The organism is Psychrobacter sp. UBA6766 (assembly GCF_002453355.1).
Lineage (GTDB): Bacteria > Pseudomonadota > Gammaproteobacteria > Pseudomonadales > Moraxellaceae > Psychrobacter.
In genome coordinates this window covers 1-18,440 of the sequence record NZ_DKGQ01000023.1, presented here as the reverse complement: position 1 = coordinate 18,440, position 18,440 = coordinate 1, and the positions used below count along the sequence as shown (strand labels likewise).

13 protein-coding genes are annotated in these 18,440 nt (G+C 44.0%); 12 read left to right on the top strand and 1 reads right to left on the bottom strand.

The genetic code is table 11. From position 1 onward, the window contains the following. The first annotated feature begins 62 nt into the window (after nucleotides 1-62). Complete coding sequence (rpoC, locus tag B4K26_RS05245) at nucleotides 63-4,283, top strand: DNA-directed RNA polymerase subunit beta' (RefSeq protein WP_296243981.1); 4,221 nt, start codon at nucleotides 63-65, stop codon at nucleotides 4,281-4,283. Between the two features lie 478 nt (nucleotides 4,284-4,761). Then, a complete protein-coding gene (locus B4K26_RS05240) occupies nucleotides 4,762-4,944 on the top strand; it encodes a hypothetical protein (RefSeq protein ID WP_296243980.1) in 183 nt (60 codons plus the stop codon). Nucleotides 4,945-5,088: 144 nt separating this feature from the next. Here the strand turns inward: B4K26_RS05240 and B4K26_RS05235 are convergent, their stop codons facing one another. Continuing rightward, entirely contained in the window at nucleotides 5,089-7,776 is a 2,688-nt protein-coding gene (locus B4K26_RS05235) for a penicillin-binding protein 1A (protein ID WP_296243977.1), read from the bottom strand. A 193-nt stretch (nucleotides 7,777-7,969) separates the two neighbouring features. Between B4K26_RS05235 and B4K26_RS05230 the strand changes: the two genes are divergently transcribed. The 10 genes from B4K26_RS05230 to B4K26_RS05185 all read left to right on the top strand — a co-directional run bounded on the left by B4K26_RS05230 (nucleotide 7,970) and on the right by B4K26_RS05185 (nucleotide 18,397). After that, nucleotides 7,970-9,025, top strand: coding sequence for a pilus assembly protein PilM (locus B4K26_RS05230; RefSeq protein WP_296243975.1), 1,056 nt, complete (start codon nucleotides 7,970-7,972; stop codon nucleotides 9,023-9,025). After that, nucleotides 9,025-9,678 (top strand): PilN domain-containing protein, encoded by a 654-nt coding sequence (locus tag B4K26_RS05225; protein WP_296243974.1) that lies wholly within the window; start codon nucleotides 9,025-9,027, stop codon nucleotides 9,676-9,678. The genes B4K26_RS05230 and B4K26_RS05225 overlap by 1 nt, the downstream gene beginning before the upstream one ends. Further along, entirely contained in the window at nucleotides 9,675-10,406 is a 732-nt protein-coding gene (locus B4K26_RS05220; RefSeq protein ID WP_296243972.1) for a type 4a pilus biogenesis protein PilO, read from the top strand. Before B4K26_RS05225 ends, B4K26_RS05220 begins: the two co-directional genes overlap by 4 nt. Then, nucleotides 10,406-10,939 (top strand): pilus assembly protein PilP, encoded by a 534-nt coding sequence (locus B4K26_RS05215; protein ID WP_296243971.1) that lies wholly within the window; start codon nucleotides 10,406-10,408, stop codon nucleotides 10,937-10,939. Before B4K26_RS05220 ends, B4K26_RS05215 begins: the two co-directional genes overlap by 1 nt. A gap of 27 nt (nucleotides 10,940-10,966) precedes the next feature. Further along, complete coding sequence (gene pilQ, locus B4K26_RS05210) at nucleotides 10,967-13,342, top strand: type IV pilus secretin PilQ (protein WP_296243969.1); 2,376 nt, start codon at nucleotides 10,967-10,969, stop codon at nucleotides 13,340-13,342. A gap of 164 nt (nucleotides 13,343-13,506) precedes the next feature. Next, nucleotides 13,507-14,070 (top strand): shikimate kinase AroK, encoded by a 564-nt coding sequence (gene aroK, locus B4K26_RS05205; RefSeq protein ID WP_296243967.1) that lies wholly within the window; start codon nucleotides 13,507-13,509, stop codon nucleotides 14,068-14,070. 87 nt (nucleotides 14,071-14,157) lie between these two features. Continuing rightward, nucleotides 14,158-15,321: a 3-dehydroquinate synthase gene (aroB, locus tag B4K26_RS05200; RefSeq protein WP_296243966.1), complete on the top strand. Its 1,164-nt coding sequence runs from the start codon at nucleotides 14,158-14,160 to the stop codon at nucleotides 15,319-15,321. A 193-nt stretch (nucleotides 15,322-15,514) separates the two neighbouring features. Then, nucleotides 15,515-16,681, top strand: a complete 1,167-nt coding sequence (locus B4K26_RS05195; protein WP_296243965.1) for a hypothetical protein — start codon at nucleotides 15,515-15,517, stop codon at nucleotides 16,679-16,681. A 127-nt stretch (nucleotides 16,682-16,808) separates the two neighbouring features. Further along, the gene (locus B4K26_RS05190) at nucleotides 16,809-17,102 is read left to right on the top strand and encodes a hypothetical protein (protein WP_296243963.1); all 294 of its coding nucleotides are present in this window, start codon (nucleotides 16,809-16,811) and stop codon (nucleotides 17,100-17,102) included. A gap of 59 nt (nucleotides 17,103-17,161) precedes the next feature. Then, complete coding sequence (locus tag B4K26_RS05185; protein ID WP_296243962.1) at nucleotides 17,162-18,397, top strand: FUSC family protein; 1,236 nt, start codon at nucleotides 17,162-17,164, stop codon at nucleotides 18,395-18,397. Nucleotides 18,398-18,440 lie beyond the last annotated feature (43 nt).

Here is an 18,440-nt window from a genome sequence, read left to right as displayed (position 1 = left end):
ATTCATCTTAGCCGCGCTCATAATACGCTGTCAGATGATTATAAAGATAACGGAGAAGCAACTTGAAAGATTTACTCGATATCATGCAAAGCCCTACCGGCAACGGTAACCATGAATTTGACAGTATTCAAATTACGTTAGCTTCACCTGATGTGATCAAATCATGGTCACACGGTGAAGTTAAAAAACCAGAAACGATTAACTATCGTACTTTTAAGCCTGAGCGTGACGGTCTTTTCTGTGCCAAAATTTTTGGTCCAGTAAAAGATTTTGAATGTCTGTGTGGTAAGTATAAGCGCCGTAAGTTCCAAGGCGTTATCTGTGAAAAATGTGGCGTTGAAGTCACAACCGCTAAAGTCCGCCGTGATCGAATGGGTCATATCGACCTAGCCAGTCCTGTGGCGCATATTTGGTTCTTAAAATCATTACCAAGCCGCATCGGTCTATTACTAGACATGACGCTTCGTGATATCGAGCGTGTGCTTTATTTTGAAAGCTATATCGTCACAGAACCTGGTCTGACTTCTTTAGAGAAGTATCAGTTGCTTGATGATGAAGATTATTATAAAGCCCTTGAAGAGTTTGGCGATGAGTTCACGGCCAAAATGGGTGCTGAAGCCGTTCAAGACTTGTTAAAAGACATCGATTTAGATATCGAAATTGATGAGCTGCGTGAAGCCATTCCGCAAACCGGCTCTGAGACCAAGCTTAAAAAGATGTCTAAGCGTCTTAAATTATTAGAAGCATTCCGTGATTCTAATAACAAGCCTGAGTGGATGGTAATGAATATTTTACCAGTACTACCACCAGATTTGCGCCCGCTAGTACCACTAGAAGGCGGCCGTTTTGCGACTTCAGATCTAAACGATTTGTATCGCCGTGTGATCAACCGTAATAACCGTCTAAAACGTTTATTAGAGCTTAGCGCTCCTGATATCATCGTTCGTAACGAAAAACGTATGTTGCAAGAATCAGTTGATGCCTTGCTAGATAACGGTCGCCGCGGTCGTGCGATTACCGGTAGTAATAAGCGCCCGTTAAAATCTTTGGCAGATATGATCAAAGGTAAACAAGGTCGTTTCCGTCAGAACTTACTTGGTAAGCGTGTTGACTACTCTGGTCGTTCGGTGATTGTTGTAGGTCCGACCCTGCGTCTACATCAGTGTGGTCTACCGAAGAAAATGGCACTTGAGCTATTCAAACCATTTACTTATAACAAACTATTGTCTCATGGTTTAGCGACAACGATTAAAGCCGCTAAAAAGATGGTAGAGCGTGAAGAGCCGCAAGTGTGGGATATGCTGGCCATGGTTATCCGTGAGCATCCAGTACTCCTAAACCGTGCGCCAACGCTTCACCGTTTGGGTCTTCAAGCATTTGAGCCAGTACTAATCGAAGGTAAAGCGATTCAGCTTCATCCTTTGGTTTGTACTGCGTTCAACGCCGACTTTGATGGCGACCAAATGGCCGTTCACGTGCCATTGACGCTAGAAGCACAGCTTGAATCACGTGCCTTGATGATGTCAACCAATAACATCTTGTCTCCTGCGAACGGTGATCCAATCATCGTACCATCACAAGACGTTGTACTTGGTTTGTATTATATCAGCCGTTCATCAATCAATGCCAAAGGCGAGGGCATGATTTTTGCCACCGTTAATGAAGCATTGCGTGCGATTGGCTCAAACGATTTACATGTTAACGCTAAGATTAAAGTGCGTGTGACGGAAACTCATGTCGACGACGAAGGTAATGAGACCAAAGAAGTCAAGATGCAAGATACCGTCGCTGGCCGTCTACTTATCTGGAACATCATGCCTAAAGGCATGGCGTTCGATGAGTGTAACGAAGAGATGACTAAGAAAAACATCTCTAAATTGATCAACTCTTGCTACCGTAAAGTTGGTGTGAAAGAAAGTGTCATGTTTGCTGACCAATTGATGTACCTTGGTTTTGCGCAAGCAACCTTATCTGGCGTGTCTATCGGTATCGATGACATGGTCATTCCACCGCTGAAAAAACAAATCATCGAAACCGCCGAGGCGGAAGTTCGTGAAATTGAAGACCAGTTTGAGCAAGGTTTTGTGACCGCTGGTGAGCGTTATAACAAAGTCGTCGATATTTGGTCACGTACCAATGACAAAGTCGCCAAAGCAATGATGGACAACTTGGCAACGGATAAAGTTATCAATGCCAAAGGTGAAGAAGACGAGCAAAAATCGTTTAACTCTATCTTTATCATGTCAGATTCTGGTGCTCGTGGTAGTGCGGCACAGATTCGTCAGTTAGCAGGAATGCGTGGTTTGATGGCAAAACCGGATGGCTCAATCATTGAAACACCAATTAAAGCCAACTTCCGTGAAGGTTTGACGGTACTTCAGTACTTCATCTCAACGCATGGTGCGCGTAAAGGTCTTGCGGATACGGCACTAAAAACTGCTAACTCAGGTTATTTGACGCGTCGTTTGGTCGATGTGGCACAAGATTTGGTGATTACCAGCGAAGATTGCGGTACTGAGGAAGGCTTGCTCATGAAGCCACATATCCAAGGTGGTGAGATCATCGAGAAACTAGGTGAGCTTGTTCTTGGTCGTGTAACTGCTCGTGATGTTACTTATAACGATGACGCTGAGAAAGTGCTGATTCCAGCTGGTACCTTGATCGATGAGTATTGGGTAAATGTACTTGATAACAACGCGATCGATGATATCTGGGTACGCTCAGTTATTACTTGTGATGTTGAGCATGGCGTATGTTCACAGTGCTATGGTCGTGACCTTGCTCGCGGTCATAAAGTGAATATCGGCGAATCAGTCGGTGTCATGGCAGCGCAGTCTATTGGTGAACCTGGTACTCAGTTAACGATGCGTACGTTCCACGTCGGTGGTGCAGCAAGTTCGGCTTCTGTGGACAACAGTATTTCAGCTCGAAATGCTGGCCAAGTACACTTTGAAAACATGAAAACGGTGCAACATACCGATGGTCACTTGGTTATCGTGTCGCGTTCAGCTGAGCTGGCATTGACCGATGAGCTTGGTCGTGAGCGTGAGCGCTATAAAGTTCCTTATGGTTCAAGCGTATTGGTTAAGAACGAAGAGCAGGTCGAAGGCGGTCAAACCATCGCTAAATGGGATCCGCATACGCATCCAATTATCACAGAATTTGCGGGTACAGCACGCTTTAGTGATATCGTTGATGGTTCAACAGCAACGGTTAAAGTCGATGAAGCAACTGGTATGAGCTCGTTTGAGATTCTAGCCACGCGTGATCGTTCAAGCTCAGCCAAAGACTTACGTCCGGCGATTATATTGAACACCGATGAAGGTAAAGAGGTAGTTTACTTCCTACCAGCTGAAACCATCATCCGCGTTAGCGATGGCGAAAAAGTAGCAGCCGGTTCGATTCTAGGCCGTGTACCACAAGCGTCTTCAGGAACCAAAGATATTACTGGTGGTCTACCACGTGTTGCTGATTTATTTGAAGCACGCCGTCCGAAAGATCACGCTATCATGGCAGAAATGACCGGTGTTGTAAGCTTTGGTAAAGAGACCAAAGGTAAAAACCGCTTCATTATTACTAATGAAGATGGTGAAGTTCATGAAGAGCTAATCCCGAAATGGCGTCAAATTAACGTCTTCGAAAACGAAACCGTTGCTCGTGGTGAGGTTATTGCTGATGGTCCACAAAATCCGCATGATATCTTACGTCTGAAAGGACAAACTGCGCTTGCTGACTATATCGTGAATGAAGTACAGGACGTTTATCGCTTACAAGGCGTAAAAATCAACGATAAGCACATCGAAGTTATCATTCGTCAGATGCTACGTAAAGTTGAAGTAACGGATGGCGGTGACTCAAGCTACTTTAAAGGTGATCAGGTCGAATACGCTGATGTAAAAGCATTGAATGCTAAACTAGAAGCAGAAGATAAATTCCCAGTTAAGTATGAGCGTCAATTGCTTGGTATTACCAAAGCAAGTCTGGCAACTGAAAGCTTTATCTCAGCAGCGTCGTTCCAGGAGACTACTCGTGTCCTAACAGCAGCAGCTGTGACAGGCAAAGTGGATGAGCTTCGTGGGCTAAAAGAGAACGTGGTTGTTGGCCGATTGATTCCTGCTGGTACGGGCCTTGCTTATCATAAAACCCGTAAAGAAAAAGCCGATCAAAGACTTCAAGATAACGATTTAAATGCAGCCTTTGATATGACAGGCAGTACGGATAGCAAAGACTTTGCAAGCTTTGATGAAGCGTTCGCCCAAGAGCTTAATCAGGGTAATCACTAATCTAGACAATGTGTAGTTATTGATAAATGAAAAAGCCAGCCTAAGTTGCTGGCTTTTTTATGGATTAAAGAAACAGATGAGGTAAATTATTTTTCTAGAAAGAAAGGTAACAAAATAGTAAACTGCTGTATAGATAGTTTTTAAACGAATATCTTTATTAAAAGGTAAGGCTTAGTAAGTAACTCTATTCATTTTCGTAAAAGTTGTTTGAAAAATTCACGATGATGCTCGTCATTTTTGTAAAAAGACTTCAGCTCATTTAACTTAATCACTAAATAATAAGGATAGGCGCATGGTAGGTAAGACTCGCGTTGCCAAATATCAAGCTGACCGTACCAATCAAAAACTATATTTTTGTCGTTTGGTCTGTCAAATATCACCTGAAGTGTAGCGCTTACAACAGTTACAGCAGCAGGGTTTTTTAGCCGATATAGAGTGTGCCTATCAGCGCTGTTTATATGTAGAGCTATCTAATAATGTGCTACCTGAGAATGTATTAAATGAAAAGGCAAATAGCGGAATAAAAGCAGCGCCTGATTTGATTGTTAATGTCGTTACTTTATCCAATCAGTGGCTGCCCGATGAAGCAACCATACGTGAATGGCGCCAGCAGTTTGCCGAGCTGATCGAACAGTTGCGTGCGGGCATGGTGGAGTATTAATAACTTTCAAAACTGTAGAGACTAAAGGCTAGAAACTAGCGGCTTTACCTTTATCAATACAGATTAAGCACGCAGAAAAAGGTCTGGCAAAATGATATTGAGCCAGACCTTTTTAATGTTAGGTTGAATTAAAATAGCTATTATTTATTCGGGCATTGGCGGCATGCGCTCAGCCGGCGTTACTGATAAGGGCTTATTTTGAGGACTACTGTCGTCATTGCGACTGATTTTAGGACTGTCGGCTGAAGAGCGATTTTGCTTTTGCTCTTCAGTCGGTTCGGGCGTAGGCGGTTTACGTTGCTGGGTTGTGGTTTTGACGGGCTTTGCTGATTTGCCATCATTAGCGTCATCGTCTTCAAGCTCGGCAGCGCCTTCATTCATCATTTCTATAATAGTCTGCTTTTGTTTTTTAGATTTAGCACGGTTATTGATAGAAACCCATTGATGGGGTGTGTCTTTTAACTGGGCTTTCATAAAATCCATCCAGACGGGAAGCGCTGCCACGCCACCATATTCGCGCCGTCCTAAGGTGGATGGCTGATCAAAGCCCATCCATACGACCGTGGCATTGGTAGGATGAAACCCTGCAAACCACGCGTCTTTTGCCTCATTCGTTGTCCCTGTTTTACCGCCAATGTCATCACGTCCCAACGCTCTGGCTTTAAAAGCAGTACCATGCTGGATAACATCGCGTAAAATATCTGCCATATCAAAAGCCACTCTAGGCTTTAAGACACGCGGTGCTTGTTCAGCACGTACATATTGTAATGCTGGTGCTTTTAGACGATCTGAATCTGGGCCTGCATCATAAATATCTAAATCGGACGCTTTACTGTCTTTGGCAAAACTATCTTTTACCGAGCTTTGTTCTGTTAGGTCATCGCTACTTTCTGCTTTTAAATCACTCTCTGATTTTTTATCAGCTACCTTCTGGTTTTCTTCTATTTTTGCTTCATACTCCTTGATAAGCTTTTTATTGACATCTTCAAGCTGCTCATTGAAACATAAAGCACAAGCCTGCTGCGGATTGGCTTGAAATAACAGTTTATTATTATAGTTATAAATTTGATCGATGAAGTATGGCTGAATACGATGACCACCATTAGCAAAGGTTGAATAAGCTGTTGCCATCTGTAGCGGAGTAGCTTGACCAGCGCCTAATGCTAACGATAGCGTTGTTGGCAGTTTTTCTTTATCAAGTCCAAACTCATCTAGCAGATTACGAGCATCAGAAATACCAATAGCCTGCAGCAGGCGAATAGACACTAAGTTACGTGATAAATAAAGTCCGCGACGCAAAGTGATATCACCTAAAAAGCGACCATCGGAGTTTTTGGGTTTCCAGTCGCCGACTTGAATTGGGCGATCCGAGACAATGCTGTCTGGGCGGTAGCCTTTTTCTAGGGCAGTGGTATAAACCAGCGGCTTAATCGTTGAGCCTGGTTGCCGCCAGCCTTGAAGTGCGCGGTTAAATTTACTATGGTTAAAGTCAAAACCGCCCACCAATGCTCTAACAGCGCCGGTTTCAGGATTCAATGAAACCAAACTGCCCTGCACTTTTGGTATTTGACTCAATTGCCAATTGCCATTAGCGGTCGGTATGAGGCGTACGATATCGTTTTTTCTGACAATCTGACTGGCATTACTCGGAAAGTATCCAATGCGATTGGCAGAAATATATTTACGCGCCCAGCTCATACCAGACCAATTGACGGTGGCGCTTTCACCGGACTGCAGCGTTGCTTCGAAACTGCGCGAACTGACTTTGGTGACTTTGGCCGGAGACATGTTGCTATAACGACGGAATTTCTCTAAGGGCTCATCGTTCGCTTCCGCTCCACGCCAGCCATGACGATGCTCATAAGCGACTAAACCAGTCAATATTGCCGTTTCTGCTGCTTTTTGCGCTTCACTATCAACGGTAAGACGAACGCGCCAACCGCCATTCATGACTTGTTCGCCATAGCGCTCAACCAAAGCAGATCGTGTCATTTCTGCCAAATATGGCATATTCATATCAAGCTTTTCTTGATAAAGGTTGATGCCAATTGGGGCATTAATGGCTTCGTCGTGCTGGGCTTCGGTGATATAGCCAAGCTCGTGCATTCGGCCAATAATCCAGTTACGCCGTGTGAGGGCGCGACTAGGGTTGGCAACTGGGTTGTACTTAGAAGGGGCTTTTGGCAATCCTGCCAACATGGCCATTTCGGCAATCGTCAGGTTCTCAAGTGACTTACTATAGTATTTTTTGGCAGCGGCGCGGATACCATAAGCCCCTTCACCTAAATAGATTTTATTGACATATAAGGTAAGAATGTCGTTTTTACTCAGCTCGTCTTCGATTTTACGGGCTAAAAACAGCTCAGTTAGTTTGCGATTTAAGGTACGCTCTGAGCTTAAAAAATAGTTTTTGGCAACCTGCATGGTGATGGTTGAGCCGCCCGTTTGGCTCTCATCGTCAGTAACCACTTCGGTCACGGCGCGACCAAGACCTTTAATACTAATACCGCTGTGCTGAAAAAACGTGGCATCTTCTGCTGCTAAAAAAGCATGCGTTAAGCCTTCAGGGATTTCTTCAAAGGTCACGGGTAGCGATAAACGATTACCATACTGACCAATCAGCTTGTCGTCACTACTATAAATCTGTAAGGGCATCTCTAAATTGGCGGTTTTTATCTCTTGGATACTTGGCAAGGTTGGCGATAAATACATCGCCATGCCATAAAATCCAATGGGTACGGCGAGTGCTAAGATTAGCGCTAACGCTAAACAGGCAATGAAAAGCCCCACCAAAAAGTGAATGAGACGAGCGGTAGCATTTTTTTTGGTCATAATCAGACTTATCAATTAAAATTTACAACAGGTAGGAGATTATACCTTGAACGAAATAGGCAGGTAATAATAAATGTGTAAGTGTGCTTTAATAAGCAATCTAAGTGCTTGAATATGTCTGTTAAGTAAAGTATTGTACTAAATTATTACAAATAACTATCAGATTGTACACTTAATATAAGGTATAGAGTTTGTGAGGCTATTTACTTCTAAAAGTCAGCATTTGATTGGCGTGGATATTTGTGCCACCTCAGTAAAGTTGGTTGATATACAGCGCCAACAAGGCATATTTCATCTAAAGTCTTACGGTATTGAAACACTACCAGAGGGCGTAGTGGTCGACAAACTCATTGTAGACACAGAAGCGGTAGGTAATACTATAGCAAGTTTAGTACGCCGCTGCCAAGCTGCGGGTAGTGGTGCTGTAACCGCCGTTTCAGGCTCAGCTGTAATCACTAAAATTATTGATATGGATATGATCCTTAACGATGTCGAGCGTGAAGCTCAGATTCGTTTAGATGCTGATCAATACATTCCTTATCCCTTAGAAGACGTTAATTTGGATTTTGAGGTACTGGGTCCTTCGCTTATAAATGACAATATGGTGCAAGTGCTCCTAGCAGCATCACGTTCAGAAAACGTCGATCAAAGAGTCGATGCGCTCACTTTTGGTGGATTGCAAACTAAAGTCATGGATATTGAGTCGCATGCCATTGAGCGTGCCTTTGGTTTGATGGCAGATAACTTGCCAAGTATGCCTGACTTGGTGGCTTTAGTCGATATTGGTCATAATCAAACCACTTTGTATATTGCTAAAAACGGTGAGTTTATCTATAGTCGTGAGCAGTTATTTGGTGGCGCTCAGCTCACTGAAGCGATTCAGAATCGTTACGGACTCTCTGCTGAAGAGGCAGCCATCAGCAAACGTGAACGCACTTTACCTGATGACTACTATCCCGACGTTTTAACACCATTTATAGAAAACACGATCCAACAGATTACGCGCTCATTGCAATTTTACTTTTCATCAAGTCAATACAGCAGCATCGATCATGTGGTGCTTGCAGGAGGTAGTAGCTCCATTACAGGGCTTGCAGGTATGGCACAGCAAAGATTGGGAGTGCCTGTCAGTATCGCAAATCCATTCATCAACATGACTATTGCTCCGAACATTGATAATGAGCAACTGGCGATAGATGCCCCAAGCTTAATGGCCGCTTGTGGTCTTGCGTTAAGGAACTTCGACTAATGGCTCGTATCAACTTATTGCCCTGGCGGCAAGAAGAGCGCGAACGCCGCAATAAAGAATTTATTACGCTGGTGGTGGCAGTAACCTTGCTATCTTTATTAGCAGCATTTGCCTCATGGAGTTATTTTAATAATGAACTTGATGAACAATTAGATGCCAATGCGCTGATTGAACAAGAAAATGCCCGCCTAGATAAAGCCTTGGTGGAAATTGATAGTTTGGAGCAGCGCCGTGAAGATATTATCTCGCGTATGCAGGTTATTCAGGATTTGCAAGGTCGGCGCCCGGTTCCGGTTCGTTTATGGGACGATATTGCTAAAGCGATACCGTCTGCCCTCTATTTAACCAATTTAAAACGCGAAGGCGATGTGCTGACGTTAACAGGTCTTGCTGACAATCCAAATATCGTCTCTAGCTTGATTCGTAATCTTGATAGCAGTAAGTGGATGGGCAATTCAGCCGTGAGTAACATTCAGCAAAATATCAGCGCTTATGAAGCGGCGCCTGCCTTAGAAAACACGGTTACTACTGGTGGACAGCCCCGTCCTGTTTATCCTGAAGACAGTTATGTTCAGTTTGTTGTCACGACCAAAGTACAGTCAGAAACGGTTGAAGGGACTGACGCTAGTACTGTGCCTGGAGGTGAGTTATGAAACTGACCCGTAAAAAACGCCTCGTTAAAACCAAAAAAACTGCTGTGAGTACGAAAAAACAGTTTGATTTGAATGAGTTTCGCCGTAGTTTTGAGTCATTAGACAGTGAGAACTATGGTAGTTGGCCGCTTCCTGTCAAAGCCACAGTGATTGGATTTATTATTGCTTTGATCGCTGCGTTATCATGGGCGCTACCAATTAGCAGTAAAATTGATGAGATTAATGCTGCCGAAAGTCAGCAGCAAACCTTACTTGATAGTTACCGTGAAAAAGAATCGCGCGCGCGTCATTTAAAAGCTTATCAAGCGCAAGTGATTCAGATGGAATCGGAGTTTAACACTTTACTCGACCAGCTACCAAAAGACACTCGCGTATCAGAGTTGGTCGAAGGCATCAATATGACAGGGGTTGGCAGTAATATTCGCTTCCAAGATATTTCGGTAGAGCCTGAGATTGAAAATGAGTTCTTTATTGAGCAGCCTATTCGTATCGCCGCCTTGGGGGAATATCATCAGTTTGGTAGCTTTATCAGTGGTCTTGCTGCTTTGCCGCGTATCATTACGATGCATGATTTTGAGGTCAGTAACCCGCAGCCAACCTTGGATGTGTTGCCGGAGCTCAACTTGGTGCTACAAACCAAAACGTATCGCTCAAAAGAAGCTGCTCCTGAAGGTGATGAAGCCGCCGCGACGGATGCCGCTACTACTGATGCTGCAGGAGGCAACTAATGAATAACAAAAATCTGCCTATGCTGCTGATTTTAAGCGCCACTGTTTTGTTAATGACGGGTTGTACTGACCGTATTGGTATGGCGGAGCAGGCGATGGCTGATATTCGTAACCAGCCCGCGCAGCCGATTGAACCGCCGCCCAAAGCTGAACTCGTGGAAGATTTTGTTTATAGTGCTAGTGCGCAGCGTAGCCCATTTTTGCCACCGAGTTTAGTGAATGTACAAGGCCCTGCGACCTCTATCGATGGTGTGCGTCCAGACATAACCCGAGTGAAAGAACCACTTGAACAATATGAGCTCTCGCAACTCGTCTTTCGCGGTATCGTTATTTCTCCTGAAGGTCAGCAATATGGTTTAGTGCAGCGTCCTGATGGTTCGGTTGCGAGCGTGAGAGTCGGTAATTATCTTGGCTTAAATGACGGCCGTATTGTTGAAATCACGCCGACCCAGATTAACTTGATCGAAATTGTGCCAGACAGCCGCGCTGGGTTTGTAGAAAAACCCCAGTCGCTGGTCTCCCCTATAAGCTAAGTCGGCAGATTTTTTGAGGAATACATAATGACAGTACGCAATAACAAGGTAATGATGATGAGCAACCGCGTATCTTCTACTTTTGCCATCTCTGCATTGGCAATGAGTATGGTAGCAATAAGTAGTAGTGCTCATGCTGAGCAGCGTATCAACAACGTCTCTGTGGTACAGACGGCACCAGCCGTTACCCAAATGCGCTTAGGTTTTGCTGGCAAGCCAGTATTACCTGCTGCCTATCAGCTTGATAATCCGAGCCGTTTGGTATTAGATTTTGAACAAGTACAAAATGGGCTCGCTAGTCGCTTTAGTGAATATAACGTCGGTATGATCAATGATGTCACGACCCTAAATAGCGACAACACCACACGTCTGATCGTCGGTCTCAAACAAGCAGGCAATTACACTACGGCTATTGAAGGCAATAATTTATTGCTGACGATTAGCGATCCTAGTCGTCCAGTGATTACTAATGACCCTGTGCAAGACGTGCTTAATGGTAATGCAGCTATCAAGACTACTGCTGTTGTGACGCCGATCGTTGAAAGCAGTAGCGTAGCAGTTACGCCGATTAAAACAAAAGTAGTGAAAACCCAAGCGCCTAAAGCTCAAGCAGCTGGAACCCAAGCACCTGCCGATACTATGGTGGTTCGCGTCAATCCTTTGTTAAGCCCTCAGCTTGCGGCTTCACAAGTGAGTAAGCAGTATAGTTATGATGGTTTAACGGCGGTTAATTTTACCAAAGGTAATGACGGCGGTGGTAATGTTAGTATCGCACTTGCCAACGAAGCCATCCCAGTTGATGTTCAGCGCCAAGGTAATAAGTTGGTTGTTCGCTTAACGGGCAGCACTGTGCCGAGAAATTTGCTACGCCGATTGAATGTGAATAGTGGTCTGGTTGATAGTATTGATACGAAAAACCAAAGTCAAAATGGCGTGATTACTATTAACGCCAAAGAAGATTTTGAGTATCAAGCTTACCAGTCAGGAAATCAGTTAACTATTAATATCAAAAAACCTGCGCTACTTCGTGAGCCAACGCTTGAAGAAAGAGTGTATAGCGGCGAAGCGCTATCGATGGAGTTCCAAGACGTCGAAATTCGTAGTGTATTAGATATCTTAGCGCAATTTACCGATATGAATATCGTTGCTAGTGACTCAGTCGCTGGTAATATCACCTTGCGCCTGATTAATGTGCCTTGGGATCAAGCATTAGATATTATTCTAAAAAGTAAAAATCTTGGCAAACGTGAAAATGGTAACGTGATTTTGGTGGCGCCTGCTACCGAGCTTGCCGAGCAGGAAGCCCGTGAGCTTGCAGCTCAGCAAGCGGTCGAGTCTTATGCACCGCTACGTACTGAATATATTCGTTTAAGCTACGCCAAAGCACCAGATGTCTTGACCCTTATCTCACAAGGTAGCGGCTCATCTGGTGGCAGCGGTACTGGCAACGCAAACTCTGCTGATAACAATACCTTATTGTCCAATCGTGGTACGGTAACGGTTGATGAGCGTACTAATACGTTGATTGTTAAAGACGTGGCTGAAAGTATTGAAAATATTCATAAGCTGATTGGTAAAATCGATATTCCAGTCCGTCAAGTAATGATTGAGGCGCGGATCGTCAGTGCTACTGATAGCTTTAGTAAAGAGATAGGTGTGCGTTGGGGTATCCTGTCAAACGGCGCTGCCAATAACCGTAACTTGTTGGTCGGTGGTAGTAACCAGACGCTATGGGACTTAAAAGACTTTGATGTAGAAACAACGACCGTCAATGGTCAAACCGTTTCTTATCCTAAGTATGATATCAGCCGTCCTGATAACTTAAACGTTGACTTAGGTGTTGCTAACCCAGCCGGTAGGATTGCTTTTGGACTGCTCAGCATGTCAGATGTAATGCTTGATCTTGAGTTATCAGCCCTACAAGCAGATAACCGCGGTGAAGTGATTTCAACGCCAAAGATTTTGACAGCGGATAAACAGACGGCAAAAGTGTCTTCTGGTACGCAAATTCCTTATCAAGAAGCCTCGGCCAGTGGCGCAACCACTACCAGTTTTAAAGAAGCAGCATTGAGCTTGGAAGCCACGCCAAACATTACCCCAGACGGTAAAATTGGTTTGCAACTGCTCATCACTAATGGCACACCGACCATTATTAACAATCAGGTCGCGATTGCTGAAGATTCTATTTCAACCAACGTCATTGTTGAAGATGGACAAACGGTTGTATTGGGCGGGGTCTTTAAGAATCGTAAAAGCAATGGGGTCGATAAAGTTCCTTTCTTAGGGGATCTGCCTTATGTAGGTCGTGCCTTCCGTAAGGACGTACGTAATAACTCTAAAGAAGAGTTATTGATCTTTGTCACGCCAAAATTGATTAATGATGGCACCAGTCGTCTAAATTAATCCAGGTTTAATCATTTCATAATAGAAAAAAGCAAGCAGCAACGCTTGCTTTTTTTATGGATAATTTTTGTGCTTCACTAAATTTTACTGACAATAATCAATACACGTTACTAGCCAGAATATCTATGACGTTGTATCATACCTAATTTAGCTGAGTGCGTATTATGGTTGAGGAATTACCGTCGGTATTTCTAGTAGGGCCGATGGGAGCGGGGAAGACTACCATTGGCAGGTTGCTTGCTAAGCAGTTGGGACGCTCGTTTGTAGACAGTGATTGGTATATTGAATCGCAAACCGGCGCAGATATTGCTTGGATATTTGCTAAAGAAGGCGAAGCGGGCTTTCGCGAGCGCGAGACACGCGCCATTGATGAGCTGACGCAGCAATCACAGATTGTCTTAGCAACAGGCGGCGGTGCGGTGATGGCCGCTGAAAACCGAGCATTTCTTCGCGAGCGCGGTATCGTTGTCTATCTTAATGCACCAGTAGACGTACAAATGGCGCGTACGGCCAAAGATAAGTCACGACCATTATTACAACAGCCAAATCCTAGAAAAATATTGCAAGATTTGTATAGCGCCCGCGATCCTTTGTATCGCCAAGTAGCGCATATCATCATGCCGACTGGACATACTTATCCTCGCCATATGGTCAATCAGTTATTGCAGCAACTCGAAGCATTTTGCGGCTCATCTTCTATGACTTCAACGCATAAAGAAGATGAATAATAAAATGCATCTATAACATAAATTAGAAAAAGCTTGTTAGATAAATCCGCTAATTTTAACTCAATCCTCTTAATTAAGGAGATTTTCATGGCAACGCCACTGTTTCATGCCACCTTAACAGTTCAGACGCAGAGTCATGATTATCCTATTATTATCACTGAAGATAGCAATGTAAGCAGCTTTGAAAACGTTGCTGGAAATAATACTGATAACAGCACCGAAAATGATGCCATAAAAAGCAGCATAGCCAGTCAAATCGCGCCTTATATTACCGGTCGTCAGGTCCTTATCGTCACCAATGACACGGTTGCGCCTTTATATTTAAACACTTTACAGGAATCACTTGAAACGCAGTTTACCGTCAAGGTTTGTATGCTGCCAGATGGTGAGCAATATAAAAATCAAACAAGTATCAACCAAATTTATGATGCGCTCATGGCTGAGCATTTTAACCGTGATGTGACTCTTGTTGCACTTGGCGGTGGTGTGGTTGGCGACATGACAGGCTTTGCTGCTGCTAGTTTTATGCGCGGGGTCAATTTTATTCAAATTCCAACGACTCTGTTGTCACAAGTAGATTCAAGCGTTGGCGGTAAGACCGGCATCAATCATCCTCAAGGTAAAAACATGATTGGGGCATTTTGGCAGCCGCAAATGGTGCTTGCCGATATGAGCACGCTAAAAACCTTGCCTGCGCGTGAGCTATCAGCAGGATTGGCGGAAGTCATTAAGTATGCGCTGATTATGGATGAGAATTTTTTGACGTGGCTTGAACAAAATTTACCAGCAATGATGGCGTTAGATTTAGCGGTACTTGGCGAGGCGGTGAAGCGCTGCTGCCAGTATAAAGCCGATATCGTCGCGCAAGACGAAAGAGAGTCTGGGGTACGCGCCTTATTAAACTTTGGGCATACCTTTGGTCATGTAATTGAGACGCATCAGGGTTATGGTAACTGGCTGCACGGCGAAGCAGTCGCTGCTGGTATGGTACAAGCTGCCGAGCTGTCGCAAAAAATCGGTTGGTTAACGATAGATGACGTTGAGCGTATTAAACGTGTGTTGGTTTTGGCCAATTTGCCAATCGTTCCGCCACCTATTGCCGCAGAGACGGCTTTAGGTTTGATGGGTCATGATAAAAAAGTCAAACACGGACAAATCCGCCTTATTTTGTTAAAATCATTGGGTAAGGCGGTCTTGACCAATGATTTTGATGCCAAGCTTTTGACCGAGGTTTTGTCGCAGCATCAATAATACAAGCTCATTAAGTCGTTAATAGGTGAGTTGTGCTTAAGTTATCACCAAACAAATAACCATTAGGCACTTAACATAGCTATTTTAACTGTTTTTTAGCTACGATATATTTCAACAATCTTTAGCATTATTTTTTTAAGACCATTATTATATAAAACTCTTTTTATAAGTACCTTTTTCCAAGGATCTCTCCATGGCAGCATCACGCTCGACGACTCGCACAGCTGGGCAGAAATATCGCCGTCAAGCACTGATTTGGCTGATAGCAACCCTGCTATTGGGCGTGTTTACCGCCTTGGTTTGGATGTTTAGCCAAACGCCAGCAATGGGCGCAAAGATTGAAAATGAGCCAATATCAGCACCGCAAGCCTCGACCGCTGAGCTTGAGCAACCGCTAAAGATTGAATCTTTGCATGAGCTTGATACCGATGTTCAGCCGATTAGTTTCGATGCCACGGTGAAAGATTTACGCAGCTATCCTGATGAGTTCAAAGATAAGCGTTATCTGCTCGCTAATAAGGGCAAGTGGACCGTGCAGGTGATGAATGTCGCTGAAAATGATGTGATTGTCAGCTATTTAGAAAGCCGTGAAGACCGCGCGAAGTTCGCTTATTTCCGCTACCTTGATGAAAACGATCAGGTGCGTTATATGCTGACTTATGGTCTGATGAGCAGTCCACAAGAAGCTGTCGGCGCGGCCAAGTTGATAGACTTTAAGCTGCCGGCGAATGTGCGAGTCTTACCTGAAGAGATTAATCGTTACGTCAGTATTATCGACAATTATGAACGTCCTGACCCGGTTAAAGATTTGAGCACTAAGCGCACGCGCTCTGTAAACTTGCGCCCAACCAAGCGCGAGGTGCCAGTGCGTCAGAAAATAGCTACTAACGATAGTGCCGATGAGCAAGCAGTAAGCAATAACGCCAATCGTGGTGGTCAGGGTAGCAGTAGCGCGGCTGAAAGCATCCGCCAATCAGCTGATACCTCCGATACCTTGACTGTCAACGAAGAACGTACGGTCGACATCGAAGGCCAAACAACGACCACACAATCCTCTACAGATACGAACCGCAAACCTGAAGCAGATAATAAAAAATCGACAACCACTGGCAACTCAACAAATAATGGTTCAGGCAATAATAATGCGCCGAAAAAACCGCCCGTGGTCGAAGCGCCTAAACCACCAAGTGGGAATGCTAATAGTACTAACAATACCAATAACGCCGCTAATAAGAATGCCAATGCTGCTGGTAAAAATGCTAACGCTAATGCCAGTGCTAATAACAACACTTCAAAAAACAACGCTTCAAAAAATAACAGTGACAGCATAAGAGAGTTAATTGAAGAAAAAAGCAATTAATTTTACTGAGTGTTTCATTACTGATTATTTCATTTTATAAAAAGTCTATGCCATATTTTATGTCATAGACTTTTTTGATCGCTGTAATCATGAGCTGATTGACCTAAACCATATCTCAAGTGAGCAAATGGAAGGTCATCATATTTATTTACAACAAGTGATTGAAACCCATGTCGATAAAATAAGCAGTGCATGGGGGCAGACTATCTTAGCGGACTTTGAGCATTATGCGCGTAAGTTCTATTTGGTGAAGCCCAAAGCAGCAAACGTTGCGACCTTGGGAGTTTCGCTTAGAGAAGCCAACCACACTCTGAGAATACTTTTTCTTGTTATTTGCTATCATGTTTTGATCTTTAACGTCCTTTCTCTTTTAATAGAGAAAAGGCGTTATTTTTTTGATAATTGCTGTATGAATGGTTAAGCTAGCAATTACTATTCAACCAATTTTTAATTACTTATCAATAATAAGAGACGTCCTGCGTGAAGCCGACTTTTTTACAACGATTTACTGCACCGGTGATAGAGCCTTATGCTCGCTATCAGCATGCGGATGTTTTGCATGCCATACGTTTGGGCGTGGCAGTTCTGGTGGCTTTGTTGCTCAATAGGCTCACACATTTGCCCCATGGAGAATGGACGACGATTACGGTATTTGTGATATTAGGATTGTTGCAATACCAAGGGGCGATTTATACCAAGGCCAAAGAGCGCATACTTGGAACTTTGCTCGGCGTGGTGGTCGGGCTGAGTTTTGTATGGTTGATTCAAGATATCGGCGGCTGGCTGTGGCTATACTACGGGCTAATTGGCATAATTAGTGGCTTGATTGGTTATGTGGCGGTCAAGCAGCTTGGCTATATAGGTCTGCTCACAGGTATTACTATGCTGATGATCGTCTCAAGCCCCGCCCACAATAGTATTGCTCAAGATGGTCTTTATCGTGCTTTTAATATCCTCATCGGCGCAGCGGTCGCAGTCGCGGCAACGCTGATTTTACCGCTCAAATCTACCTTGATGTTCAGATTCTTGATGGCAAGTAACCTTGATGCTTGTAGTGATTTATACGCGGGCGTGGGTCATCATATCGATGCTGAAAACTTAACTGCCAAGCCATTTAAATATACTGAAGTGAATCGCACCTCGAACGTGATTTACATTGCCAATCATGCGATTCCTGATATTCCCGTAGATAAAGCATTGCTTAAATCTTTACAAGAAATCAATAAGCGCTTGCTTGCGGTGCGTCCGCATATTGCAGCGACATCAAGTGAAACGGGGCTAGACAAAGATACCATTGAGACCATTCAGCGCGCCCATCGTAATATCATTGGTACGATTGACTTACTATTAACCGCAGCGCCTCGTTTGGCTAACATTGAGATTGACGATGAAAATCACATTTTACTGATTCATTATCAACATGAGTTAACGCAAGCAATGCGTCATATGGCAGCGGTGCTTCGTAGCCCAAGCGACGAAGTATTCAGACCGATTACCCGTATTGTGGTTTCTGATTATCCCAGCGTGCAGAATTTAGCATTTGAATGGCAAGGCTATTTTTGGTTGACCCAAACCTTACAGGTACAGTTGCAGCGGCTCAGTGAATTACTACAAACTACCAAGCCGCAATGGTATGCAGCTTCTGGTTTGCGCTATCAGCGCCGCGAGCAGCGCCGTATTGAGCATAAAGGCAGCGAAACCGATTTGCACTTATGAATAAAAGACAAATAAAAAAATAGGGGCTGTCCTAGATAAGTAA

Excerpts from the sequence above, each read along its gene's own strand:
- B4K26_RS05235 (WP_296243977.1), bottom strand. The coding sequence starts at position 7,776 with ATGACCAAAAAAAATGCTACCGCTCGTCTCATTCACTTTTTGGTGGGG.
- B4K26_RS05225 (WP_296243974.1), top strand. The coding sequence starts at position 9,025 with ATGGCTCGTATCAACTTATTGCCCTGGCGGCAAGAAGAGCGCGAACGC.
- B4K26_RS05220 (WP_296243972.1), top strand. The coding sequence starts at position 9,675 with ATGAAACTGACCCGTAAAAAACGCCTCGTTAAAACCAAAAAAACTGCT.
- B4K26_RS05215 (WP_296243971.1), top strand. The coding sequence starts at position 10,406 with ATGAATAACAAAAATCTGCCTATGCTGCTGATTTTAAGCGCCACTGTT.
- pilQ (WP_296243969.1), top strand. The coding sequence starts at position 10,967 with ATGACAGTACGCAATAACAAGGTAATGATGATGAGCAACCGCGTATCT.
- aroK (WP_296243967.1), top strand. The coding sequence starts at position 13,507 with ATGGTTGAGGAATTACCGTCGGTATTTCTAGTAGGGCCGATGGGAGCG.
- aroB (WP_296243966.1), top strand. The coding sequence starts at position 14,158 with ATGGCAACGCCACTGTTTCATGCCACCTTAACAGTTCAGACGCAGAGT.
- B4K26_RS05195 (WP_296243965.1), top strand. The coding sequence starts at position 15,515 with ATGGCAGCATCACGCTCGACGACTCGCACAGCTGGGCAGAAATATCGC.
- B4K26_RS05190 (WP_296243963.1), top strand. The coding sequence starts at position 16,809 with ATGGAAGGTCATCATATTTATTTACAACAAGTGATTGAAACCCATGTC.